We start from the raw sequence: 24919 nt of genomic DNA, 5'->3' as shown, positions 1-24919 counted from the left end.
CCTGTCAGCGCCTCACGGCGATGCCGTTGCCGCGATCGGCGACCCGGCGCACGCCATCGAGGCCGAGGATCGCCTTGGTCGCAGCGTTGATGCCGTACAGGTCCTCGCGCGTCGTCAACTGGCCGGAGCCGTCCACGAAGGTGGTGAAGTAGACGAGGTGCACCGGGAATTTCTGCTTCAGCGGCAGCGACTTCTCGTTGCCGCCGAGCAGGCGCGAGAGGCGCTGCTGGCTCCAGCCCTCATTGGGCAGGCCGAGCGAGAACAGCACCTCGGCGAAGGCCAGCGGCTCGTGCACGCGCACGCAGCCATGGCTGAAGGCGCGGCGGTCGCGGGAGAACAGCGCACGGCTGGGCGTGTCGTGCAGATAGACCGAGTGCTTGTTCGGGAACATGAACTTCATGCGCCCGAGCGCGTTGCGCTCGCCGGGCTCCTGGCGGAAGGAGTAGCCCTGCGCGCCGCGACGCCAGTCCACCGAGCCGGGATCGATGATCCGGCCATTGCGCACGACGTCGATGCCCTGGCGCTCCAGCGCATACGGGTCCGCCATCAGCTTGGGCAGCATCTCGTTGCGGATGATGCTGGGCGGAACGTGCCAGGACGGGTTGAACACCGCGTACTGCATGGACTCGCTCATGATCGGCGTCTGCGATTCCGGCTTGCCCACCACGACGCGGGTCTCGTGCACGGTCTGCTCGTTGACCACCACGCGGACCATGAATTCGGGGATGTTCACCATCACGTAGATCGGTGCGACATCGTGCGGCAGCCAGCGCCAGCGCTCCATGTTGGCGACGATATCGGGAATCCGGTCGCCGCCCGAATCGTTGAGGGCGGCAAGCGTGCCCCGCCCGACGATGCCATCCGCCTGCTGGCCCGCGAGGCGCTGGAAATCGCGCACCGCCTCGACCAGCAGCGGATCGTAGACATAGTCGTCCAGCGCACCGCCCATGCCGAGGCGGACACGCAGCAGCGGCACGCGCGGATCGCTGGCGCCGGGCCGCAATGACGGACCGGCGGGAATCGGCGCGTGCGCGACCGCCTGCCCCTCGGCCATCAGCCGGGCGAGCTGCACCCTGAGCAGCCGGTACTCGTCATATTGCGGAGCGAAGGATTCGAACGCCGCGCGCGGGTTGGGCGCGCTGGAGACCAGCGCGAGGACCGCCAGCGGGTCGGGGATGGTCGGGCTCGGATCGACATCCTTGGAGATGGTCTTGGGGTCGAACCGGCCGCTCTGCACATGGCGCGCATAGAGCAGCACGGTCGCCGCGATCCGCATCTCGACCTCGGCCACCTGCGCGTCGCTGGCGCCGGGCGGCAGCGACGGCACGACATAGTCGGCCGGATTCAACCCCTCGACGGCGGCGGCGGCGAACTGGTCGAGCGCGATCTGTCCGAGCGGGGCGAGACGGTTGCCCGCCGTGAAAACCGGCTGATTGCCGCGCGCGGCGTAGAAGGCCTGGAGAGCCTGCCGCTCGGTCGGACGCGCGTTGAAGCGCACGAGCTGGCTGCCGAGAATCTCGGCGAGGCGGTCGGGAACCTGCGAGGCCGGGGTCGCCGTCTGCGACGCCGTCGACGGCGTGGCGCCCGGGGGGTTCGTCGTTCCCGGCGTCGCCGCGGCCGGCGCGGGCGCGGCCGGGGTCGCCATATGGCCCGACGCGGCGCCCGGCGTGCCCGCACCGGTACCCGGTGCGCCCTGCCCGATGGCCGGCGTGTCCGGCAGCGCGGCATCCAGCGCGAACGGCGCGGGCTCGGAACGCACATCGCCGTGCATGGCGAGGGCGGCACTGCGCCCGGGGCTGGGGCGGCGGCGCTGGCCGTTCATGTCGAAGGGCTGGTTGTCGTCGGCGATCAGCGGCAGCGGCGAGGCGGCCTGCCCGGCATGGCCCATGCCCGACGCCGCGGGATCGAAGGCCGCCACGCTGTCGCCCGTGCCGTTGCCGGCGCGGTCGAGCGCGATCGCACTGCCGTTCATCTCCTGCGCCTGCGCGGCGAAAGGATGGCTGCCCGCCGCCGCGAGGCCGAGACCGGTCGCCGCCGACAGCAGCAGCGCCGCCGCGCCCCTCAGGCGCCGCGCACCGCACCCCTGCCCCGCACCCCACTCGCCGCGACCGGACATCGATTTCTCCGCTTGCTTCCGCACCGCCCCGGACCGGCCGCAGCCGGCGCTCCCCGGGCGGGGCCGCCAACTACATTCCACCGTGCCCCCGCCCGTTCAACTCACGAAAGCGGCAGGGTTCCCGATCCGGAGGGATTCCTTCCGGCACTCTGCCGTGCGCGAGTAAAGGCCGTGTTAAGCATGTTCGCGCGAAGGCCGACCACGAACAACGGGCGCAACGCACGCTCCCGCGCCATCCTCCCTTGCCCCCGGGGCCGCGATTCCTATAATCCCCGCCTTTCCTGCAAGGGTACGAGCACACAGCATGAGCGACCTGACGGCCGGGACGGCCGCCGATCATCGACCTGTCGCCATCATCATGGGCAGCCAGTCCGACTGGGAGACCATGCGCCATGCCGCCGAGACGCTGGAGGCGCTCGGCATCGGGCACGATTGCCTCATCGTCTCGGCCCATCGCACGCCGGACCGCATGTACACCTTCGCCAAGGGCGCGAAGGCGGCCGGCTACAGGGTGATCATCGCCGGCGCGGGCGGCGCTGCGCATCTGCCGGGCATGGTCGCCTCGCTCACCCCCCTGCCGGTGTTCGGCGTGCCGGTCGAGAGCAAGGCCCTGTCCGGCGTCGACAGCCTCTATTCCATCGTGCAGATGCCCGCCGGCATCCCGGTCGGCACGCTCGCCATCGGCAAGGCCGGGGCGACCAATGCCGGCCTGCTCGCCGCCGCCGTGCTCGCCACCACCGACGAGGCTCTGGCGACGCGGCTGGCCGACTGGCGCGCGGCCCGCACCGCCGCCGTGACGGAGCGCCCGGAGTGACCCTCATGCTCAAGCCCGGCGACACCATCGGCATTCTCGGCGGCGGACAGCTCGCCCGCATGATCGCGCTCGCCGCCGCCCCGCTCGGGCTGAAGACGCATATCTACGCGCCGGAGGGAGGCAGTCCGGCCTTCGATGTCGCGGGCACGCACACCCGCGCCGCCTATGACGACTTCGCCGCGCTGGAGCATTTCGCCAGGGCAGTGGACGTCGTCACCTACGAATTCGAGAATGTGCCGGTCTATACGGCCGAATTCCTCGCCGGGCACGTCCCGGTGCATCCGGGCGCCCGCGCGCTCGGCATCACCCAGGACCGGCTGGAGGAGAAGACCTTCGTCGCGCGGCTCGGCATCGAGACGGCTCCCTTCGCGCCGGTGAACGACGTGGCGGAACTGGAGGCGGCCCTCGCCGCGATCGGCCGCCCGGCGGTGCTGAAGACCCGCCGCTTCGGCTATGACGGCAAGGGACAGGTCATCCTCCGCGAGGGCGACGACGCCTCGGAAGCCTTCGCCGCCATCGGCCGGCATCCGGCGATCCTCGAAGGCTTCGTGCCCTTCGAGCGCGAGGTGTCGGTCGTCGCCGCGCGCACCGAGGACGGCCGCTTCGCCGCCTATGAGGTCACCGAGAACGAACACCGCCATCACATCCTGTACCGCTCCACCGTCCCCGCCGACGTCACCCCGGCGGTCGACGCCGTCTCGCGCGAGATCGCCCGGCGCATCGGCGAGGCGCTCGGCTACGTCGGCGTGTTCGCGGTGGAGATGTTCCTCGTCGTCGAGGACGGCGCGCAGGGCGTGATCGTCAACGAGATCGCCCCACGGGTGCACAATTCCGGCCACTGGACGCTGGACGGCGCCGTCACCAGCCAGTTCGAGCAGCATGTGCGGGCCATCGCCGGCTGGCCGCTCGGCGCGGTCGAGCGGCTCGGCCAGGTCGAGATGACCAACCTCATCGGCGACGAGGCTGACAGCTGGCTGGCCGTGCTGGAGGAGCCCGGCGCGCATCTGCACCTCTACGGCAAGGCGGAAGCACGCCCCGGCCGCAAGATGGGCCACGTCACCCGCATCTTTGCCGAGGACTAGTCCGGAAAGCCCGCGCCGGCCCGCATCGCCGGTCTCACGCGAAAGTGCAGGGCGCAGTTGTAAGACCGCCCCGGTCGACCGCGTAAGGATCGGCATCGAGACATCAACGGTGCACCATGGCGTTTCTGCGCGAGAATTCCGGCAAGCTCAGCCCCGAGAAGATCGGGGCCCTCCTCATCGTCCTGCTCCCGCTCGGCCTGCTGCTGGCACGGGCGCTGAACGGCGAGTTCGTCGCGATCGACCCGCTCGGCGCGCCGCCCGGCCTCGGCGGCGGGCCGGGGCTTGGCGGACCCGGGCTTGGCGGACCCGGGCTTGGCGGCGGCGCGCTGGGTGGAGACCCGGCGCTCGGCGCTCGGCCCCTGATCGAGATCATACGCTTCATCGGCGACTGGTCGATCCGGCTGCTGCTGCTCACTTTGGCGGTCACGCCGGCGCGGCGGCTGTTCAACTGGCCGAAGCTGCTGCTGGCCCGCCGCACGCTCGGCCTCGGCGCCGCCTTCCTCATCGGCGTGCACTTCACGGTCTATCTCATCGACACCGGCAACCTCGCCACCGCCGCGAGCGAGATCGTGCTGCGCATCTATCTCACCATCGGGTTCATAGCGCTGGTCACCTTCGCCCTCCTCGCCGCCACCTCGTGGGACGGGGCGGTGCGGCGCATGGGGCCCGAGCGCTGGGCCCGGCTGCAGCAGCTCGCCTATCCCGCGACGGCGCTCGGCCTCCTGCACTTCTTCATGCAGCAGAAGCTCGACGTCACCCAGCCGGTGCTGATGACCGGCTTCTTCGTCTGGCTCATGGGCTGGCGGGTGATGCAGCGTTACGGGCGCGGCACCGGCCTGTTCAACCTCGTCGCGCTGGCCGCCGTCTCCGGCGTACTCACCGCGCTGATCGAAGCCGGCTGGTACGCCGTCGCCACCGGCATCGACCCGGCGCGCGTGCTGGAGGCGAACCTCTCCTTCGCCTACGCCATCAGCCCGAGCTGGTGGGTCGCCGGTGCCGGCCTCGCGGTTGCGGTCGTCAGCGAGGTCGCCCTGCGCCTGCGCCCGCTGCCCGCCCGGCGCACGGCACGCGCCTAGGCCCTCATCGACGCTAGCCGATGGCGGTGCGCAGCCACGCCGCCGCCGCCCCGACGGGCGCCGCCGTCCAGCCTTCGAGCTGATGGCGGAACCAGGTGTCCTGCCGCTTGGCGTAGCGGCGCGTGTCGAGGATGGCACCCTCGATGGCGGCGTCGAGCGTGATCTCCCCCCCGAGATGGCGCGCGAACCACGGCACGCCATGCGCCTTGAGGATCGTCCGGTCGGGCGGCAGGCCGCGCGCCAGCAGCGCCCGCGCCTCCTCCAGCGCGCCCTCCTCCATCATCGCGTGGAAGCGCCGCGCGATGCGCGCGCGCAGGTCCGCGCGGTCGGTGGCGAGAAACAGCCTCGCCGCCGTCTCGGGCGCCAGCGCCGGCGGGTCGGTGCGCTCGTCCTGCCAGCGCGCCAGCGGGCGACCCGTCGCCTCGAACACCTCCAGCGCCCGCATCAGCCGCTGCGTGTCGGAGGGCCGCAGCCGCGCGGCGGTCTCGGGGTCGGCCGCGGCGAGCCGCGCGTGCAGCGCCGGCGCATCGAGAGCCAGGCCCCGCACCCGCTCGCGCACCTCGGCGGGAATCGCCGGGATGGGCGAGAGCCCCTGCGTCAGCGCCTTGAAATAGAGCCCGGTACCCCCGACGAGGATCGGCAGGCGCCCCCCGGCCTCCGCCTCGGCGAGCACCCCGCGCGCGTCCGCCAGCCAACGCGCGACAGAATAATCGTCCGCCCCGTCGACATGGCCGTAGAGACGGTGCGGCGCGCGCGCCTCCTCCTCCGCGCTCGGGCGCGCCGAGAGCACGCGCAGGTCGCGATAGACCTGCATGGAATCGGCGTTGATCACCACGCCGCCGGTGCGCTCGGCGAAGTCGAGCGCCAGTGCCGACTTGCCGCTCGCGGTCGGCCCTGCAATAAGCACCGCGCGCGGGCGCGAAACTGTTCCGGTCACGCCCGCCTCCGCTTCATGGGTCTCATCCCGCCTTTTTGCCCGTCGCCGGCCCGGCGGCAAGGTCTCTGTTGCCGCCAATGCCCGATCGCGCTTCCCACGTCGCTGTTCTCATCTCCAATCCGGCCGCTCCGGCGGTCGATGCGCAGGCCATCGCCGCCGCCCGCGCCGCCCTTCCTGCGCCCGGCGAGACGCGCATCCTCAACCCCGGCATCGCGGCCGAAATCGGCTTTGCCGGCGCGGGCGACAGCGAGGCCGTGCGCGCCGCGCTCGGCACCGTACCGGTCGACGTGGCGCTGCTGCCGGCCGGGGGACGGCGCAAGAAGCTGTTCCTCGCCGACATGGACTCCACCATGATCGGGCAGGAATGCATCGACGAGCTGGCCGACTATGCCGGCATGAAGGCGCATGTCTCCGCCATCACCGAACGGGCGATGCGCGGCGAGATCGCCTTCGAGCCGGCGCTGCGCGAGCGCGTGGCGCTGCTCAAGGGCCTGCCTCTGGCCGTCGTCGACGAGGTGATCACTGAGCGCATCCGCCTCACCCCCGGCGGTCGGGAGCTGGTGCGTACCATGCGCGCCAATGGAGCGCATGCGCTGCTGGTGTCGGGCGGCTTCACCCTGTTCACCGCGCGCGTCGCGGCGATGATCGGCTTCGATGCCCATCGCGCCAATGTGCTGCTGGCCGATGGCGAGCATTTCGCCGGCCTCGTCGAGGAGCCGATCCTCGGCCGCGAGGCCAAGCTGGCGGCGCTCATCGAGTTGCGCGGCGCCCTCGGCCTGTCCCACGCCGACACGCTGGCGGTCGGCGACGGCGCCAACGACCTTGCGATGATCGGCGCGGCCGGCCTCGGCGTCGCCTATCACGCCAAGCCGGCGGTGGCGGCGAGCGCGCAGGTGCGCATCGACCATGGCGATCTCACCGCCCTGCTCTATCTGCAGGGCTATGCCGCCGACGCGTTCGTCGTCGATTGAGCGAGCTCACGGCGCCAGCGGCGGCGCCATGATCGGGCTGCGCAGCGGATCGGTCGGAATGTCGACCGGCGGCGCCAGCGGCGGCGCGGCGCTGCCCGGGGCGGAATACTGGCCGTTATAATAGGATTGCGGGCCGGCGGGGCGCGGCGCGGCAAGCGGCGGCTGCTGCGCCTGGCGCAACGGAGTCTGCCGCGGCGGTGCCGCCGGCGCGGCGGAGGGCGAGGCCGGCGCGGCCGATCTGGGCGCGGCCTGCGGCGCCAGCGGTTGCGCGACCGGCGCGTCGGTGGCCTGTCCGCCATTGGTCAGCGGCACGCGGCCATACTCGGCTTCCAGGCGCTTGGTCTCGCGGTCGAGCGCCCGCATGTTGATGGCGGCGGTCAGCGCGGTGACATCGAAACGCCGCTCCGGCGCGCCGAGCGGCCCCCGCCACTGCACGGCAGCCGCCGGCGCGGCGGGCAGTCCGGCCTGGGCGACATCCTGCATTTCGAGCGTCACCTCGAAGGTAAAGGCCGGGATGTCGAGCAGGCCGCTCAGGCCGAAGCGCTGGTCGCCGAGCGAAAGCCGCGCGGCGCTGGTGCGCGCCACGCCGTCGACGACGCTGACCGCGCTTTCCACCCGCGGCAGCTTGAGCGGCCCGCGCGACAGCCCGTCGCTGAAGAGCTGCGCCAGCCGCTGCTGGTCCGGCGGCAAGCCGCGATCGGTTGCGAGCATCACATGCTGCAATGCCTTGGGGTCGTTATAGGCGATCTCCAGCCCCTCGATGGCGATGCTGCCCTGGCCCTGCAGCTGGCTGGCCAGCGCGAAGGGCGAAGTGCCCCGCCCGGTCAGGTCCAGCGTGGCCGAGACCCGGCCGCTGGCACCGGGACGCTTGACCTCGGCGGCCGCGAGCAGCGCCGCGCTGTCGGCATTGGTCAGCGCGAGCCGGCCGTCGAACTGCACGGCATCACCCTGCCGCGCCAGATTGAAGCGCCCCGCGAGCTGGCCGCCGGCCAGCGCACCGGCAACGCTATCGACCGCGAGGCGTCCGCCGGACAAGCGCGCTTCGACCTTCGCATCGCCGAGGGACAGACGGCCCGGCAGATCGAAGCGGCCAACCGTGAGCTTCAGCTCGGCGGCGAGCGTGCCCAGCGCCGAGGGGCCGAAACGCCCCTTCGACCAGCCGTCGCCGGCCCCAGCCGGCGTGCCGACGACGAGAGCGAGCGCCTTTGGCACGCTCCAGCTCGCCGTGGCGAACTCGGCCAGCACCGGCTTGCCGGGCGTGTAGGCGATGGCGCCGTCGAGCTGCTGCCCGCCGACCGAGCCCGACAGACCCTTGACCTGCCAGTGCTCGCCCTCGCGGGCGAGAGCCCCCTTGAAGCTCGCCGGCACCGGCCCCACGCCGCTCGCGGCCACGTCGGGCAGCAGCTTGGCGAGGTCGGCACCGTCGAGCGTGAGCGTCAGATCGGGCTGCAGGCTGCCATCGCCGTCGCGGCCCAGCGTACCCTGCGCGCGCAGGCTGGCACCGGCAAGCGTGAGGCTGCCGTCGAGCTGCTCGCCGAGATCGACGACCAGCCGCGCCGGCCCCAGATTGGAGCGCAGGCCCGGCACGCCGAGGCCGGCCAGTACCGCCGCGCCGTCGCGTGCGTCGAACTGAACCCGCCCCTCGAGCGGCCGGTCCGCGCCGAACCCGACCCGGCCGGCACCCGAGAGGCTGCCCAGCTTGCCGCCCGCCTCGACCGTGGTCCGGCCCGCCTGCGATGTGAGCTTGAAGCGGATGTCGACCGGCGCCAGCATCGCCCGCGTCGAGGTCAGGAAGGGTTCGAGCTGGGGCAGGGCGAAGGCGCGTGCCAGGGCCGGCAGCCCGTCCGCGCGGCGGCCCGAGAGTTCGGCCTCGAAGCGGCCGTCGCTCTCGCCGCCGGCGCCGGCGAGCCTTCCGGCGCCGGTCAGGTCGAGGCCGGCGAAATCGTCGATGGCCAGCCGCTCGATGCCAAGCCCCTCGGCATCGCCCTTGAGGATGATGTCGACGTTCTTCGCGCTCGCGCCGGCGAACCGCACCTGGCTGCCGGTGACGCTGAGACCGAGGTCGATCTTCGCCATGCCGAGCCCGACGAGCCGCCGTGCCGGCGGCAGCAGTGCGTCGAGATCGACATTCGACGTCGTCAGGACGGCATCGACCCGCCCGCGCTTTCCGTCCTGCGGCAGAGTGTAGGCGGCGGTGCCGGCGAAACGACCGTCGCCGGCCGTGAGGTCGAGCTTGTCGAACGCGATGCGCTCCTCGCTGACATTGAGTTCCGCAGCCAGCCGCGCCGCACCGGCCGGCAGGCTGGTCACCAGCGTGCGCGATTCCGGCACGGCCCAGCCGGCGAAGGCGGGCAGGTCCTGCGCCTCCAGCACCACCGTGCCGCCGAACAGCGCCGCGTTCGGGTCCGCCGTGCCGGACACGCGCGGCAGGCTGCCGGAAAGCTCGGCCCGCGCCCCGCCAGGCAGCCGGGCCTGGATGGTGCGGGCGCGCCAGCCGGCCGGCGACCAGTCGAGGCCGGCCTGCACCTCGCGCATGGCCGCCCCAGCAAGCAGCACGGTGTCGCTCGACAGGTCGAGCGCGCCGCTGGTCGCGACATCGGCCAGCGGCGCGATGGTGGCGGCCAGCGCATCGATCGCGGCCAGCGGCGCGGCGCCGCCCGTCACCGCGTTGAGATCGATCTGACGCGCCGAAAGCTTCATCTCCAGCCGCGACTCCGGCTGGTCCTTGCCCCCGCCGGAGAGGTGGGCCGAGCCGGTCAGTTCCACCGGGCGTTCGGCGGCCTCCAGCGTCAGGCTGAGATCGCTGGCGGCAATCGCCCGCGCGGTGGCATCGACGGTTCCCGCGAGGCTCCAGCCCTTCGCCATGTCCGACGACGACGCCACCGTGTCCGCGCCGCGCAGGCCCGGCACCGGCTCCGCCGCCTTGGCCAGCGACGCGCGGCCGCGAAAGCTCGGCTTGCCGCCGGCGAGGCCGAACACGCCATCCGCGTCGATGCTGAACGGCGAGCCGGTATTCTGCACGCTAAGGCGCAGCTTGGTCGTTCCGTCCGCCGCGAAGGTGGAGAGGTTCAGCCGCAGCCGGCGGCGCACGCCGGCCGCCTCGACCTCGCCTTCCAGCCGCGCCGGCCCCAGCGTTCCGCCGAGTTCGCCGCTCAGGTCGACGTCGACGAGCTTGAGCGCCCGCCCATTGGCGCGGTCGATCAGCTCGAGCGCGCCGTCGGTCACCGTCAGCCTGGCGATGCTGAAGCCGGCCGGTCGGACAGCGCCGGTGGGAAGCGACACCTTGCCGGTGGCATCGACGACGACACGCAGGCGCGGGCGCACGATGTCGACATGATCGGCAACCACCTGGCCGCGCAGCAGCGCGCCGAGCACCAGCTTGCCGGACAGCTCGGCCGCGGCCATGCCGGTGCCGCCGCCATCCACGCCGATCGACACGTCGCGCAGAATGAAATGCGGTGTGGGCAGGATCTGCGCGTCGATCGGGCCGCGTATGACCACCGGCGCACCGATGGTGCGCGCCGCCTGCGCCTCGAACACCGAGCGCCACTGCGTCCAGTCGACGACGAACGGCGCGGCAAAGGCCGCCGCCACGACCAGGATGATCGCGCTCGCAATCGTCAGCAGCAGGTTCTGCACGCGACTCCTCCGGACCGACCGCCCTCACGCACCCCGCCCCGGCAAGCGGAGGCGTCGGACCATTCTACGCTAGATTGCCGAAGCTTCTTGCATTCTCCACGCTGCGCGCAAAGCGCGAAATGCGGAGAATCGCGTGCCGCCACCGGCGCACGCGCCCGTCGCCGCCACCGCGCTCACGGCAGGATCTTGCCGGGGTTCATGATGTTCTGCGGGTCGAGCGCCAGCTTGACCGCCCGCATCGCGTCGATGGTCGCCGCGCCATGCTCGGCTTCCATGTATTTGCGCTTGCCCTGGCCGACGCCGTGCTCGCCGGTCGCGGTGCCGCCCATGGCGAGCGCCCGCTTCACCATGCGCGAGATGAAGTCCTTCGCCTTGGCCACGTCCTGCGGGTCGCTCATGTCGACCAGCGTGACGGTGTGGAAGTTGCCATCACCGACATGACCGACGATCGGCGCCAGCACCCCCATCTCCTCGATGTCCCGCTTGGTCTCGTCGACGCAGTCGGCCAGGCGCGACAGCGGCACGCAGACATCGGTGGCGAGCGCCTTGGCGCCGGGCTTCAGCGGCAGGCAGGCCCAGTAGGCATCGTGCCGCGCCTGCCAGAGTTTCGTCCGGTCCTCGGGCCGCGTCGCCCAGCGGAATTCGCCGCCGCCATATTCCGCCGCGATCTCGCCGAAACGCCCGGCCTGCTCGTGCACGCTCGCCTCGGTGCCGTGGAACTCGACGAACAGGGTCGGCTGCTCCGCAAGGTCGAGCTTCGAATAGGCGTTGCAGGCGCGCACCTGCACCTCGTCGAGCAGCTCGATGCGCGCCACCGGCAGGCCGGACTGGATGGTGAGGATCACCGCGTCGCAGGCGGCGCGCACGGTCGGAAAGGCGCAGACTCCGCCCGAGACCGCCTCGGGAATGCCGGCAAGCCGCAGCGTGAGGCTGGTGATGATGCCGAGCGTGCCCTCGGCGCCGACGAACAGGCGGGTGAGGTCATAGCCGGCCGAGGACTTCTTCGCCCGCCGCGCCGTGGTGATCACCTCGCCATTCGCCAGCACGGCGGTCACGGCGGTAACATTGTCCTTCATCGTGCCGTAGCGCACCGCATTGGTGCCGGAGGCGCGGGTGGAGGCCATGCCGCCGAGCGAGGCGTCCGCGCCCGGATCGATGGGGAAGAACAGGCCGGCATCGCGCAGATGCTCGTTGAGCTGCTTGCGGGTGACGCCCGGCTCGACCACGCAGTCGAGGTCTTCGGGATGCACGGACAACACCCGGTTCATGCGCGACAGGTCGACCGAGATGCCGCCATCGGGCGCATTGACCTGCCCCTCGAGCGAGGTGCCGGTGCCGAAGGCGATGATCGGCACGCCGCGTTGCGCGCAGGCGCGCACGACAATTTGAACCTCCTCCGTGCTCTCCACGAAGACCACCGCGTCGGGCGCCTCGTTGGCAAGCCAGGTGATGGTGTTGGCGTGCTGCTCGCGGATCGCGCGGCCGGTGGCCAGCCTGTCGCCGAAACGGCCGGAAAGCTCAGCAATTACCTCGCGAGCCGCCTCGCTCGTCACCGGTACCGCGAGACGTTCCTCCACCAGATTTCCCATCCCGCGCTCCTCTTTTTCTGGGCCGTCGGACACGACGGCGACCTCCGCTTATACCTTATCGCCGTGTCTCGCGACTCTCTCGCTCCGGCGTCCGCCGCGCAAAAAGCACGACGAATCCTCCAGATCGCAAGAATTCAGTCATTCAATCGCCATCACGACAGGTGACGGTTGCACGGAAAGTCGGCAGAATGCTTGTCAATAAGGCAGCGCGGCCCTCGCGCTCAGTGGTCGGGATGATGTCATGCTGGACGGGATCGATTTCGAACCCGTGTTCTTCGCGCCCTTCGTTTCGTCCGTGATGACGGTCGAACCGAGTTGGGTCGATCACAACGGGCAATTGCACTCCGCCTTCTACAGCCTCTTGTTCGACCGCGCGGTCGACGAGGCGGTCTTCCTCGTGGGACTCGGCCCGAACATGGTCGAGAACCGCAGCGCCTCCTTCTTCACGACCGAGGCGCATCAACGTTTCCAGCGCGAGCTGCGCGCCGGGCAGGAGGTGCGGGTCACGCTGCGCCTCATCAATTACGACGACAAGCGCATGCACCTGTTCCAGGAGCTGCACCATGCCCGCGAGGGCTGGATGGCGGCGACCTATGAGCAGATCGCCCAGCATGTCGAGGCCGGCACCCGCCGCGTGGTGCCGTTCCCCGACGAGGTTCTGGAGCGGCTGGCGCTGATGAAGGCCGCCCATGGCGCGCTGCCGATCCCCGAAGGGCTCGGCCGGCCGGTCAACATGCCGATCCGGCTGATCTGAGCGACGCCCTGTTCTGACGTCCCTTACCGCCGCCGGGCGGGCGTATTGTTGCGCCCGCGATCGGCCGTCAGTTCCAGCGTCGTCCAGCCTTCGATGGTCTGCCGGCGCTTGAGCCGCAGGCCCTGCGCGCGATAGGCGGCGAGCGCCGCATTGGCGTGCGAGGGCAGCAGCCCCGAGAGCACCACCACCCCGCCCGGCGCCAGCAGCCGGCTCAGCGGCCGGGCGATCGCCTTGAGCGGCGGCAGCAGGATGTTGGCGAGGATCAGGTCGTAGGGCCCCCGGCGGGGAAATTCGCCGTTGCCGAGGCCCGGCGCGTGCAGGAAATGGATGTGCGGCGCCGCGTGGTTCGCCCGCGCGTTGGCCCGCGCGGTCGTCACCGCGACGCGGTCGATGTCGCTGGCCACCACCGGTGCGTGGAACAGCCGTGCCGCCGCCATGGCGAGAACGCCGGTGCCGGTGCCGATGTCGAGCGTGCGGCCGGGGCGGCGCTGCTTGCCATAAGCGTCGATGGCGGCGAGGCAGCCCTTGGTGGTGCCGTGATGCCCGGTGCCGAAGGCGAGCGCCGCCTCGATCTCGATGCCGATGCGGCTCGGCGCCAGCCAGCCGCGATCATGCGAGCCGTGGATGACGAAGCGGCCGATCGCCACCGGCGCCAGCCCCGCCAGCGAGGTGGCGACCCAGTCCTTCTTGTCGAGCGTGTGGAACTGCGCCGCCTCGGCGTAATCGGGCGCCACCAGGCGGATCAGGTCGCGGACGATGTCGGCGTCCGGCTCCTCGCCGAAATAGGCCTCCACCGCCCAGGACGCGCCCTCGGCGAGGTCCTGATCCTCGAAGGCGGCGGTCGCGACCTCCGCGGGATCGAAGCTCTCGGAGATGATGTCGGAGATGGCGCGCGCCTCGCGCTCGGGCGCGTCCACGCGCATCACATGCGTGGCGCCGTTCGGCGGCAGTCCTTCGAGCATCTGGCGTTCCTCACGGCACGGACGGGTCGCCGGGCTCTCTAAGCGAGGACGCGGCGGAACGCCAGCGCCACGCGCGTCACGCCGCCTCGACGAAGCTGTCGACCACCTTCTTCTCGCCGGCCTTGTCGAACTGCACGGTGAGCTTGTTGCCTTCCACCGAGGCGACGTCGCCATAGCCGAATTTCTGGTGGAACACCCGGTCGCCAATGGAGAAGCGCGCGGCCGTGCCGGTCGACTTGGCGATCAGCTCGCCCTCGATGATCCGCCCGCGCGCCTTCTCGCTCGCCGCGAAGCGCGAGGGACGGCTGTCGGAAAATTCGCCGCCCGAACTTCCGCCGCTCGACCTGGCGGCGTTATGCGCCCGCTGCCAGCCCGGCGTCGAATAGGAGGAGCCGAAGGTCTCCGCCTGGTCGAAGCGGCTCGGCCCGTAGCCATAGCGGCCTGCGCCCTGCCCGCCGCCCCAGCCGGAGCCACCGCGCGATTCCGTCACCTCGACGTCCTTCTCCGACAATTCGTCGAGGAAGCGGCTCGGCACGCTCGACTGCCAGAGCCCGTGAATGCGCCGGTTGGAGGCGAAGAACACCTTGGCGCGGCGCCGCGCGCGGGTGATGCCGACATAGGCCAGACGCCGCTCCTCCTCCAGCCCGGCGCGGCCCTGCTCGTCGAGCGCGCGCTGGTTGGGGAACACGCCCTCCTCCCAGCCGGGCAGGAAGACGGTGTCGAATTCCAGTCCCTTGGCGGAATGCAGCGTCATGATGTTGACGGCGTCGCCATTGCCGCCGCCATCGACGTCCATCACCAGCGAGATGTGTTCGAGGAAGCCGATCAGGTTCTCGAACGGCTCCATCGAGCGCACGAGTTCCTTCAAATTGTCGAGCCGGCCGGCGGCGTCCGCCGAGCGGTCCTTCTGCCACATCTCGGTATAGCCGCTCTCATCGAGCACGATCTCGGCGAGTTCGTGATGCGGCACCGTCGCCATCTGCGCGCGCCAGCGGTCGAAGGAGCCGACGAGATCGCGCAGGGTCAGCCGCACCTTGGGCTTCAGTTCCTCGCTGGCGACCAGTTCGCGCGCCGCCTCGACCAGCGGCAGCTGCGCCGCGCGGGCGTGGTCGTGGATCTGCCGCAGCGCCGCGTCGCCGAGGCCGCGCTTGGGCACGTTGACGATGCGCTCGAAGGCGAGGTCGTCGGAGGGCGAGGCGATGACGCGCAGATAGGCCAGCGCGTCGCGGATTTCCGCCCGCTCATAGAAACGCGGGCCGCCGATAACGCGGTAGTTGAGCCCCAGCGTGACGAAGCGGTCCTCGAATTCGCGCATCTGGAACGAGGCGCGCACGAGGATGGCGATCTGCGCCAGCGCGTGGCCGCTGCGCTGGAGCTGCTCGATCTCCTCGCCGATGGCGCGGGCTTCCTCCTGGCTGTCCCAGGCGCCCGTCACCGTCACCTTCTCGCCGCTCTCGCCTTCCGAGAACAGCGTCTTGCCGAGCCGCCCCTCATTATGGGCGATGAGATGCGCCGCGGCGCCGAGGATGTGGCCGGTCGAGCGGTAGTTGCGCTCCAGCCGCACCACCTTGGCGCCGGGAAAGTCGCTGTCGAAGCGCAGGATGTTGTCCACCTCGGCGCCGCGCCAGCCATAGATCGACTGGTCGTCGTCGCCGACGCAGCACACGTTGCGCGAGCCCTGCGCCAGCAGGCGCAGCCACAGATACTGCGCGACGTTGGTGTCCTGATACTCGTCGACGAGGATGTAGCGGAAGCGGCGGTGATAATCGGCCAGCACGTCCGGATTCTCGCGCAGCAGCCGGATGCTCTCCAGCAGCAGGTCGCCGAAATCGACCGCGTTCAGCGCCTTCAGCCGCGCCTGGTAATCGGCGTAGAGCTTCTGGCCGCGCCCATTGGCGAAGGCCGCGCCTTCGCCGGCCGACACCTGCTGCGGGCTGAGGCCGCGATTCTTCCAGCCGTCGATGGTGTTGGCGAGCAGCCGCGCCGGCCAGCGCTTCTCGTCGATGTTCTCGGCCTGCAGAAGCTGTTTCAGCAGCCTTATCTGGTCGTCCGTGTCGAGGATGGTGAAGCCCGACTTCAGCCCGACCAGCTCGGCGTGGCGGCGCAGCATGCGCACGCCGATGGAATGGAAGGTGCCGAGCCACGGCATGCCCTCCACTTCCTCGCCGACCATCGCGCCGATGCGCTCCTTCATCTCGCGCGCCGCCTTGTTGGTGAAGGTCACGGCGAGAAGCTGGGAAGGATAGGCCAGGCCGAGCGAGAGGATATGGGCGATGCGCGTGGTGAGCACGCGGGTCTTGCCGGTGCCGGCGCCGGCGAGCACCAGCACGGGGCCCTCGGTCGCCTCGACCGCCTCGCGCTGCTCGGGATTGAGTCCCTCGAGATAGACGCCGCGCCCGCCGGCCGGCCGGCCGGGATTGGCCAGCGCCGCCGCGCGCGCGGCGATGCCGCCGGGGCGGGGCGCAGGCCGCTGCGTCTCTGCCGGAAGATCGAAGGGGATGTCGAACGCGTCGTCGTCCGGCGGTTGTCTCGGATTGGCCAAGGGCCCGCTCGCAGTCATGCAGATGATTCTTAGTGGAACAAAATGGCACCGGCATGCCCGTTTGGCGAGGGCGGCACCGGATTCGCACAGGCGGCACGCCGAAATCTCAGGGACGCGGCAGCACCTTCGTCACCGGCGAGCCGGGATCGGGCAGGCTGCCGAACCACTTCTGATGGATGCGCGCGAGGGTTCCGTCCTGCTTGAGCTGCGCGATCGCCGCATCGATCTGCGCCGTCAGCGGCGACTGCTTGGCCAGCATCAGCCCATATTGCTCCTCGGTCGGCAGGCGGGCGATCACCGCAAGGTCGCTACGCCCGAGCAGGCGGTAGATGAGCGCCGGCAGATCGCCGAAATGCGCGTCGACACTGCCGTCGGTCAGTTTCTCCAGCGCCTCGTCGAGCCCCTGCACCTTCTGCACGGCGGCGATGCCGTAGACGTCCTTGTTCGCCTCCGCCCACTGGTCGCTCGTGGTCTGCGCGATGACGCTGACCGTCCGGCCCCTGAGATCGGCCAGCGAGCGGATGGGCGAGCGGAGCATCACCACCAGCCCCTGCGTCGTGCTGTAATAGGGCTGCGTGAAATCGAACCGCTTGAGCCGCTGCGCCGTGATGCTGATGGACGACATGGCGACGTCGATGCTGCCATTCTCCAGCGCGGTGAACAGGTCGCCGAAGACCATCTCCCGCAGCATCACCTTGCGGCCGAGACGCGCGCCGATCGCCTCGATCAGATCGACCTCGAAGCCGACGGCGTTGCCGTGCCCGTCGCGGAACTGCCAGGGCTTGTTGTCGAGATAGGTACCGACGCGCAGTTCAGGCTGTGCCGCCGCCGGGAGCGGTACGAGAACCGAGCAGACGAGAACCGCGCAGACGAGGGCCGCGGCACAGATGACTGCCCGCGCGACCACGATCATGGAGCCCCCATGTTCCCGCAGCAATTGACGCCATCCCCGTTCGCGCCGATGCTGGCGCAATCGCCTTCATTCGTCCAGCCGGGCTCCCCATGTCACATGGCCTTTACTTGATGACCGCGCTCGCGGGCGCCCTTTACGTGCTGTCGCCCGGGCCCGCCTTCCTCGCCCTTTTCTCGCTCGCCGCGACTCATGGACGCCCCGCCGGGGCGCGTTTCGTCGGCGGCCATCTGATCGGCGACGTGGTCTGGACCGCCCTCGCCTTCGCCGCGATCATCGGCGTCAACCAGCTCGGCCCGACCCTGTTCGACCTGCTCGGCATCGGCTGCGGGCTCTATCTCTGCTATCTCGGCATCCGGGCAGTGATGTCGCGCGAGGGCGCCGCGGCGCCGGTCGGCTCCAGCCGCCCGCTGATGACCGGCGTGCTGTTCGGCCTCACCAACCCGAAGGCCTATCCGGTTTCGGTCGCCATGTTCACGGCGCTCACCGCGCATTATTCCGCCGGCCTGTCCTGGGACGCGGCGCCGCAGCTTCTCGCCGCCGCGCTGGCCGGCTTCATCCTGGCGGACATCTTCCTGGTCTGGGCCGCCGGCCTCGCGCCGATCCGGCGGTTCTTCCTGCGCCACGGGCTCGCCATCACCCGGCTGGTCGGGTTGATGTTCATCGCCTTCGGCGCCAAATCGCTGGTCGACGCCGGACGCGGCCTCGCCTCGCGCTCCTGAAATCCGCGCGTGCCTGCAAGATCCGAGTGACGTGATGTTCGAAGCCAAGTTCCAGACCTTCTCCGATGCCGCCGCGCCCTCTCTCGGCACGGCGCGGCTCAAGCTCCTGCGCGAGGAACTCGAACGGCGCGGCCTCGACGGTTTCATCGTCCCGCGCGCGGACGCGCACCAGAACGAATATGTCGCGCCCTGCGACGAGCGGCTCGCCTGGCTGACCGGCTTCACCGGCTCGGCCGGCGTCGCCCTCATCCTGCGCGAGGAGGCCGCCATCGTGGTCGATGGCCGCTACACGCTGCAGGCGGCCGATCAGGTCGACACGGCCGCCTTCCAGGTGGTCCCGCTCGCCGAGACGACCGCCGAGCGCTGGCTCGAAAAGCACCTGCCGGCCGGCGCGCATCTCGGCTACGACGCGTGGCTGACCACGGTGGACGGCGAGCAGAAGCTGCGCCGCGCGGCGGCGACCGCCGAAGCGACGCTGGTGGCGGTCGACGGCAATCCGCTCGACGCGGTCTGGCACGACCGCCCGGCGCCGCCGCTGGCGCCCGTCACGCTGCGCGACGCGCGCCTCGCCGGCGAGAGCGCGCCGGACAAGATCGCCCGCGTGCAGGCGGCGCTCGCCGAGCAGAAGCTCGACGCGCTGGTGCTGTCCGATCCGCACGCGGTCGCCTGGGCCTTTAACATTCGCGGCGGCGACGTCGACTTCACGCCGCTGCCGCTGTCCTGGGCCATCGTGCCGAAGGACGGGCGCCCGACGCTGTTCGTCGACGGCCGCAAGCTTTCCAACGCGACCCGCGATGCCCTCGCCCTCTTCGCCGAGATCGCCGAGCCGATGCTGCTGGAACGCGCGGTGGAGATGGCGGCATCGGGGGGCGCCACAATCCGGCTCGACCAGGCGACCGCGCCCTCGCTGCTGGCCGCCCGCATCGAGACGGCCGGCGGCAAGGTCTCCGCCGGGCCCAGCCCGGTGGCGCTGATGCAGGCGGCGAAGAACGAGGCGGAGCTCGCCGGCATGCGCAGCGCGCATCTGCGCGACGGCGCCGCGCTCGCCCGCTTCCTCGCCTGGTTCGACGCCGAGGCCCCCAAGGGAACGCTGACGGAAATCGAGGCGGTGTGCGCGCTGGAGACCTTCCGCCGCGAGACCGGCGCGCTGAAGGACATCTCCTTCCCCAGCATCTCCGGTGCTGGCCCCAACGGCGCCATCGTGCATTACCGCGTCACCGAGGCGACCAACCGGCGCATCGGCACGGACGAGCTGTTCCTCATCGATTCCGGCGCCCAGTACGAGGACGGCACGACCGACGTCACCCGCACGCTCGTCGTCGGCACGGCCAGCGCGGAAATGCGCGACCGCTTCACCCGCGTGCTCAAGGGCCACATCGCCATCGCCCGCGCGGTGTTCCCGCTCGGCACGGCGGGCGCCCAGCTCGACAGTTTCGCGCGGCAGTTCCTGTGGGCCGCCGGCCTGGATTTCGAGCACGGCACCGGCCACGGCGTCGGCGCCTATCTGTCGGTGCATGAGGGCCCGGCGCGCATCTCCAAGCTCGGCGCCGTGCCGCTGGCGCGCGGCATGGTGCTCTCCAACGAGCCCGGCTACTACAAGGCCGGCGGCTTCGGCATCCGGCTCGAAAATCTCGAGATCGTCGTCGACGCCCCTGCGATCGAGGGCGCCGAGAAGACGCTGCTCGGCTTCGAGACGCTGACCCTCGCCCCGTTCGACCGGCGGGCGATCGAGATCGCGCTGCTGACACCGGACGAGATCGCCTGGCTCGACGCCTATCACGCCCGCGTCCGCGCCGAGATCGGCCCGCTGGTGGACGAGGCGACGCGCGGCTGGCTGGAATCGGCGACCGCGCCATTGGGCGGCTAACGGCCTGCGCTGCACGCCCTTCGGCGGTGTTCGGTTTATTGTTGGGTGCTAAAGGTTCAATGGAACCATCGCGCTGAAGCGGCGTTTCTCCTACGACCGACGTAACGGGACGATGGAGACGCCGCAATGACGACCATTCTTATCGTTATTCTCATCCTGATACTTGTCGGCGCCCTGCCGAGCTGGGGTTACAGCCGCAGTTGGGGCTATGGGCCGAGCGGTCTCGTCACCATTCTGCTGGTAATTCTCATTGTCATGATGCTGACCGGACGCCTCTGACGGTGATCGCGACCGCCGTCCGTTCGCCTCCGGTGAAGCCGCCCGCAAGTGCGGCTTCACGCTTCACCACTTGGCGGTAACATCGTCCGCGCGCGCCAGGGTGGCGCCGGCGAATTCCAGCGCCGCCATCATCGCCACCTGCACCTGCGCCGCCGGCACCTCCTTGCCGTCAAAGGCGAGGTCGCGCGTGGCGGTGGCGTCATGGGCGAGCGTCACCGCATAGCCCAGATCGAGAGCCGCCCGGGTGGCGGCGTCGACGCACATATGGCTCATCGCCCCGGCCACGACGAGCCCGCTCACGCCCTTCTCCTTCAGCAGGGCGTCGAGGCCGGTGCCGAGGAAAGCGTTCACATTCTCCTTCACGATCACCGCCTCGCCCTCGCGCGGCGCCACCAGCGGATTGATCTGCGCGCCCGGCGTGCCGGCGGCGAAGAAAGGGGCCTCCGCCCCCGTCATCTCGTGGCGAACATGGATGACGGGAACGCCCTTCCCGCGCGCCGCCGCGACCAGCGAAGCGGCCTGCGCCGCAGCCGCCTCGATCCCGGCAAGCGGATATCTGCCATCGGGGAAATAATCGTTCTGCAGGTCGATGATCAGAAGCGCGGTGTCGGACATGGCAGGCTCCGGCGGGCAATGGAAGGGAGCGCCAAGGTCGGCCCGGCGCTGTTCCGCTGTCAACTGGCGCCCACCAGCGCCAGCCACTCGTCCTCGGTGAGCACCGCCACGCCGAGCTCGCGCGCCTTGGCGAGCTTTGAGCCGGCATCGGCGCCGGCGACGACGTAATCCGTCTTCTTGGAGACCGAGCCGGCCACCTTGGCGCCGAGCCGCTCGGCCATCGCCTTGGCCTCGTCGCGGGTCATCTTTTCCAGCGCGCCGGTGAACACCACCGTCTTGCCCGTCACTGCCCCGCCGCTGGCCAGCGTCTCCATGGGTTCGGTCGTTACCTGCCTCAGCAGCGCGGCCAGCGCGGCCTCGTTGTTGGGCTCGTTGAAGAAGTCGACCACCGCCTCGGCAACGACTCCGCCGATGCCCTCGATGCCGACCAGTTCCTGCCACGCCTCGTTGCCCTTGGGATGCTCCTCGCCGGGCGGCACGGCGGCCAGCGCCACCTCGCGCAGCGCCTCGATGGTGGCGAAGTGGCGCATCAGCCGCTTGGCGTTGGTCTCGCCGACATGGCGGATGCCGAGTGCGTAGAGGAACCGGTTCACCGGCACCTGCCGGCGCGCCGCGATGGCGGCGAACAGGTTCTTCGCCGAGGTCTCGCCCCACCCCTCGCGGTTCTTCAGCCGCGTCAGCGAGGCGGGGTCGGAATCGCGTACCTCCAGCGTGAAGATGTCAGCCGGCTGGGTGATCAGCCCGCCATCGTGGAACGCCTGCACCTGCTTCTCGCCCAGCCCCTCTATGTCGAAGGCATTGCGCGAAACGAAATGGCGGATGCGCTCCACCGCCTGCGCCGGGCAGATCAGCCCGCCGGTGCAGCGGCGCACCGCCTCGCCTTCCTCGCGCACGGCGTGCGAACCGCAGGCGGGGCAGAGGGTGGGGAAGGCATAGGGCTTCGCCTCGGCCGGACGGCGCTCCAGCAGCACGTCGACGACCTGCGGGATGACGTCGCCGGCGCGCTGGATCGTCACCCAGTCGCCCTCGCGGATGTCCACGGGATGGCCATCGACGACACCGCGGATCGGCTCGCCATCGCCGCCGATGCCCTTGATGTAGTCCTCATTGTGCAGCGAGGCGTTGGAGACCACCACGCCGCCCACCGTCACCGGCGTGAGCTTGGCGACCGGGGTGAGCGCGCCGGTGCGCCCGACCTGGATCTCGATGCGCTCCAGCTGCGTGATCGCCCGCTGGGCCGGAAACTTGTGCGCGATCGCCCAGCGCGGCGAGCGCGAGACAAAGCCGAGCCGGTTCTGCAGCTCGAGGCTGTCGACCTTGTAGACGACGCCGTCAATGTCGTAGCCGAGGCTGGCGCGCTGCTGCTCGATCCGGCGGTAATGCGCCAGCAGTTCCGCGGCCGAATGGCAGCGCACGGTGAGCGGATTGGTCGGCAGGCCCCAGCGCGCGAACGCCTCTATCACGCCGAACTGCGTGTCGGCGGGAAGTCCGCCCTCGCTCACCTCGCCCCAGGCATAGGCGAAGAAGCGCAGCGGGCGGCTCGCGGTGATCTTCGGGTCGAGCTGGCGCAGGCTGCCCGCCGCCGCGTTGCGCGGATTGGCGAAGAGCGGCTTGCCGGCCGCCTCCTGCCGCGCGTTGATGGCGGCGAAGTCGGCATGGCCCATATAGACCTCGCCGCGCACCTCGAAGACGTCGGGAACGTCCCCGCCTTCCAGCCGCCCGGGAATCTCGCCGATCGTGCGGACATTGGCGGTCACGTCCTCGCCCTCGAAGCCGTCGCCGCGCGTCGCCGCCTGCACGAACCGCCCGCGCTCGTAGCGCAGCGAGCAGGACAGGCCGTCGATCTTCGGTTCGGCGGTCAAGGCGATGTCGGCGTCCGCGCCGAGCCCGAGAAAGCGGCGGATACGGGCCACGAATTCCTGCACATCCTCGTCGGCGAAGGCGTTGCCGAGCGAGAGCATGGGCACGCGATGGCGCACCTTGGCGAATTTCGCCGCGGGCGCGGCGCCCACCCTGTCGGACAGGCTGTCGATGCCCTTCAGCTCGGGAAACTGCGCCTCGATCGCCCCGTAGCGCCGGCGCATCTCGTCATAGTCGGCATCGGAGACGGTCGGCGCGTCGTCCTGGTAGTAGCGCCGGTCATTGGCGGCGATTTCCTCGCCGAGACGGGCATGTTCGATGGCCGCCTCGTCGGCGGTCAGCTTTTCGGCGGGGATATCGGCTTTGCGTGCGCTCATGGGGCTCACTTAACGGATTCGGCGCCTTTCAGCAGCCGCTCGGCCGCCGCGCGCGCTTCCGAGGTGACTTCCGCACCGGAGAGCATGCGGGCGATCTCCTCGCGGCGATGGTCGGGGGCGAGCGGGGCGACGCGGGTGGCCACCCGGTCGAGATCGGCCATCGCCTCCTTGGCGATACGGAAATGGTTGCCGGCGCGCGCGGCCACCTGCGGCGCGTGCGTGACCGCCACCACCTGCACGCGCTCGGAAAGCCGGGCGAGCCGGGCGCCGATGGCGTCGGCCACGGCGCCGCCGACGCCGGTGTCGATCTCGTCGAAGACAAGGGTCGGCGCCGAGCCCTTGTCGGCGAGCACCACCTTGAGCGCCAGCAGGAAGCGCGCGAGCTCGCCGCCCGAGGCGACCTTCATCATCGGGCCGGGGCGGGTGCCCGGATTGGTCTGCACCCAGAACTCGATGCGATCATAGCCGTCGGCCTGCCCGCCCTCGTCGACCTGGCAGTCGGTGATGAAGCGCGCCCGTTCCAGCTTCAGCGGCGGCAGTTCGGCGTTCACCGCCGCGTCGAGCGCCGCCGCCGCCGCCTGCCGCTTCTGCGAGAGATCGCGCGCGACGCGGCGATAATCGGCCTCCGCCGCGCTGGCCCGCGCCTCCAGCTGCTTCAGCGTCTCCGCGCCGTGGTCGAGGGCGTCGAGCTTGTCGGCGAAGCGGGCGGCGGTCGCCGGCAGGGCGTCCACCGTACAGGCGAATTTGCGTCCCGCCGCGCGCAGCTTGAAGAGCCGCTCCTCGATGCGCTCCAGCTCGTGCGGGTCGAAATCCGCCTCGCGCAGCGCCGAATCGAGATGGGCGCGGGCGAGTTCCAGCGCGTTCAGCGCCGCGTCGATCGCCTCGACCGCCGGCCGCACCAGCGATTCGACCTCTCCGGCGCGCCGCTCCAGCCGGCGCACGGCGGCGGCAAGGCCCGGAATCGGCGAATTGGCACCGCCCACGGCTTCCTGCGCGTCGTTGAGATCGGTGGCGATCTTCTCGAAGCGCATCATCTCGGTGCGGCGGCTTGCGAGGCGCTCCTCCTCGCCCGGCTCGGCGGCGAGCGCGGTCAGTTCCTCCAGGGCATGGCGGATGAAATCGGCCTCCAGGCTGGCCTCGTCGAGCCGCGCCTTTTCCTCGGCGGCTTCCGTACGGGCCGCGCGCCAGCGGCGCCAGCGCCCGGCGACCTCGTCGGCGAGATCGGCGAGCCCGCCATAGGCGTCGAGCAGGGTGCGGTGCGAGGCCGGATCGACCAGCGCCCGGTCGTCGTGCTGGCCGTGGATCTCGACCAGCCGCGTGCCGAGGCTGCGCAGCATCTGCGCGCTCACCGACTGGTCGTTGACGAAGGCGCGGGTGCGCCCGTCGGCATGCTGGACCCGGCGCAGCACCAGCGCCCCGTCATCGTCGATGCCGGCCTCCGCCAGCAGCACCCGCACCGGATGGTCGGCGGCGATGTCGAACTCGGCCGTCACCTGCCCCTGGGCCGCGCCCTGACGCACCAGCGAGCCGTCGCCGCGCCCGCCGAGCGCGAGGGTGAAGGCATCGAGCAGGATCGATTTGCCCGCGCCGGTCTCACCGGTAAGCACGGTGAGGCCGGGCTGGAAGGAAAGGTCGAGCCGCTCGATGAGAACGATATCCCTGATCGACAGGGCGACCAGCATGCGTGACGCTCCAGAACGATTCCGCGCGAAGCGGCGAGACGCGCCTTTCTAGCAGGTCGCGCGGCGGCGCGCACCGTCGTTCCTGTTATGTTCGCACGACTCGTCCCCGGTCGGAAGAGGCGTGT

At 70.7% G+C, this 24919-nt stretch carries 18 protein-coding genes; 8 read left to right on the top strand and 10 right to left on the bottom strand.

Annotated features, from left to right (window positions below):
• Window positions 1-4 precede the first annotated feature (4 nt).
• Complete coding sequence (locus AC1PZ7_RS06645; protein WP_482358704.1) at window positions 5-2116, bottom strand: L,D-transpeptidase family protein; 2112 nt, start codon at window positions 2114-2116, stop codon at window positions 5-7.
• A 304-nt stretch (window positions 2117-2420) separates the two neighbouring features.
• Here AC1PZ7_RS06645 and purE point away from each other — a divergent pair, with 304 nt between their 5' ends.
• The 3 genes from purE to AC1PZ7_RS06630 all read left to right on the top strand — a co-directional run bounded on the left by purE (window position 2421) and on the right by AC1PZ7_RS06630 (window position 5088).
• Window positions 2421-2930, top strand: a complete 510-nt coding sequence (purE, locus tag AC1PZ7_RS06640; RefSeq protein WP_482358703.1) for a 5-(carboxyamino)imidazole ribonucleotide mutase — start codon at window positions 2421-2423, stop codon at window positions 2928-2930.
• Between the two features lie 5 nt (window positions 2931-2935).
• Window positions 2936-4012: a 5-(carboxyamino)imidazole ribonucleotide synthase gene (locus AC1PZ7_RS06635; RefSeq protein WP_482359584.1), complete on the top strand. Its 1077-nt coding sequence runs from the start codon at window positions 2936-2938 to the stop codon at window positions 4010-4012.
• A gap of 116 nt (window positions 4013-4128) precedes the next feature.
• Window positions 4129-5088 (top strand): protein-methionine-sulfoxide reductase heme-binding subunit MsrQ, encoded by a 960-nt coding sequence (locus tag AC1PZ7_RS06630; protein ID WP_482358702.1) that lies wholly within the window; start codon window positions 4129-4131, stop codon window positions 5086-5088.
• 13 nt (window positions 5089-5101) lie between these two features.
• Here AC1PZ7_RS06630 and miaA read toward each other — a convergent pair whose 3' ends face one another.
• Entirely contained in the window at window positions 5102-6025 is a 924-nt protein-coding gene (miaA, locus tag AC1PZ7_RS06625; RefSeq protein ID WP_482358701.1) for a tRNA (adenosine(37)-N6)-dimethylallyltransferase MiaA, read from the bottom strand.
• A gap of 77 nt (window positions 6026-6102) precedes the next feature.
• Here miaA and serB point away from each other — a divergent pair, with 77 nt between their 5' ends.
• Window positions 6103-6996: a phosphoserine phosphatase SerB gene (gene serB, locus AC1PZ7_RS06620; RefSeq protein WP_482358700.1), complete on the top strand. Its 894-nt coding sequence runs from the start codon at window positions 6103-6105 to the stop codon at window positions 6994-6996.
• Between the two features lie 6 nt (window positions 6997-7002).
• Here serB and AC1PZ7_RS06615 read toward each other — a convergent pair whose 3' ends face one another.
• Both AC1PZ7_RS06615 and AC1PZ7_RS06610 read right to left on the bottom strand, forming a co-directional pair.
• The gene (locus AC1PZ7_RS06615) at window positions 7003-10635 is read right to left on the bottom strand and encodes an AsmA family protein (protein WP_482358699.1); all 3633 of its coding nucleotides are present in this window, start codon (window positions 10633-10635) and stop codon (window positions 7003-7005) included.
• A gap of 173 nt (window positions 10636-10808) precedes the next feature.
• The gene (locus AC1PZ7_RS06610; protein ID WP_482358698.1) at window positions 10809-12224 is read right to left on the bottom strand and encodes an FAD-binding oxidoreductase; all 1416 of its coding nucleotides are present in this window, start codon (window positions 12222-12224) and stop codon (window positions 10809-10811) included.
• 241 nt (window positions 12225-12465) lie between these two features.
• On the opposite strand from AC1PZ7_RS06610, the gene AC1PZ7_RS06605 reads away from it, so the two are divergent.
• Window positions 12466-12978 (top strand): thioesterase family protein, encoded by a 513-nt coding sequence (locus AC1PZ7_RS06605; RefSeq protein WP_482358697.1) that lies wholly within the window; start codon window positions 12466-12468, stop codon window positions 12976-12978.
• 23 nt (window positions 12979-13001) lie between these two features.
• On the opposite strand, the gene AC1PZ7_RS06600 is transcribed toward AC1PZ7_RS06605, so the two are convergent.
• The 3 genes from AC1PZ7_RS06600 to AC1PZ7_RS06590 all read right to left on the bottom strand — a co-directional run bounded on the left by AC1PZ7_RS06600 (window position 13002) and on the right by AC1PZ7_RS06590 (window position 17395).
• A complete protein-coding gene (locus AC1PZ7_RS06600; RefSeq protein ID WP_482358696.1) occupies window positions 13002-13940 on the bottom strand; it encodes a 50S ribosomal protein L11 methyltransferase in 939 nt (312 codons plus the stop codon).
• Window positions 13941-14016: 76 nt separating this feature from the next.
• The gene (locus AC1PZ7_RS06595) at window positions 14017-16500 is read right to left on the bottom strand and encodes an ATP-dependent helicase (protein WP_482358695.1); all 2484 of its coding nucleotides are present in this window, start codon (window positions 16498-16500) and stop codon (window positions 14017-14019) included.
• Between the two features lie 88 nt (window positions 16501-16588).
• The gene (locus AC1PZ7_RS06590) at window positions 16589-17395 is read right to left on the bottom strand and encodes an ABC transporter substrate-binding protein (protein WP_482358694.1); all 807 of its coding nucleotides are present in this window, start codon (window positions 17393-17395) and stop codon (window positions 16589-16591) included.
• A gap of 110 nt (window positions 17396-17505) precedes the next feature.
• Here AC1PZ7_RS06590 and AC1PZ7_RS06585 point away from each other — a divergent pair, with 110 nt between their 5' ends.
• The 3 genes from AC1PZ7_RS06585 to AC1PZ7_RS06575 all read left to right on the top strand — a co-directional run bounded on the left by AC1PZ7_RS06585 (window position 17506) and on the right by AC1PZ7_RS06575 (window position 20260).
• A complete protein-coding gene (locus AC1PZ7_RS06585) occupies window positions 17506-18114 on the top strand; it encodes a LysE family translocator (RefSeq protein ID WP_482358693.1) in 609 nt (202 codons plus the stop codon).
• A gap of 34 nt (window positions 18115-18148) precedes the next feature.
• Window positions 18149-19981 carry an aminopeptidase P family protein gene (locus AC1PZ7_RS06580; protein WP_482358692.1) on the top strand — a complete coding sequence of 611 codons (1833 nt, stop codon included), beginning with the start codon at window positions 18149-18151 and terminating at the stop codon, window positions 19979-19981.
• 126 nt (window positions 19982-20107) lie between these two features.
• Window positions 20108-20260: a DUF3309 domain-containing protein gene (locus AC1PZ7_RS06575; protein WP_482358691.1), complete on the top strand. Its 153-nt coding sequence runs from the start codon at window positions 20108-20110 to the stop codon at window positions 20258-20260.
• 63 nt (window positions 20261-20323) lie between these two features.
• Here AC1PZ7_RS06575 and AC1PZ7_RS06570 read toward each other — a convergent pair whose 3' ends face one another.
• Genes AC1PZ7_RS06570 through recN form a run of 3 tightly spaced genes read right to left on the bottom strand, consistent with a single transcriptional unit; the run spans window position 20324 to window position 24794 of the window.
• Complete coding sequence (locus AC1PZ7_RS06570; protein ID WP_482358690.1) at window positions 20324-20875, bottom strand: cysteine hydrolase family protein; 552 nt, start codon at window positions 20873-20875, stop codon at window positions 20324-20326.
• Between the two features lie 59 nt (window positions 20876-20934).
• Window positions 20935-23112 carry an NAD-dependent DNA ligase LigA gene (gene ligA / locus AC1PZ7_RS06565; RefSeq protein WP_482358689.1) on the bottom strand — a complete coding sequence of 726 codons (2178 nt, stop codon included), beginning with the start codon at window positions 23110-23112 and terminating at the stop codon, window positions 20935-20937.
• Window positions 23113-23117: 5 nt separating this feature from the next.
• On the bottom strand, window positions 23118-24794 hold the full coding sequence (gene recN / locus AC1PZ7_RS06560) for a DNA repair protein RecN (RefSeq protein ID WP_482358688.1): 1677 nt from the start codon (window positions 24792-24794) through the stop codon (window positions 23118-23120).
• Between the last annotated feature and the right edge of the window lie 125 nt (window positions 24795-24919).

This window comes from Ancylobacter sp. TW_SC_1 (assembly GCF_056836805.1).
This window is presented reverse-complemented; position numbering and strand designations above follow the sequence as displayed.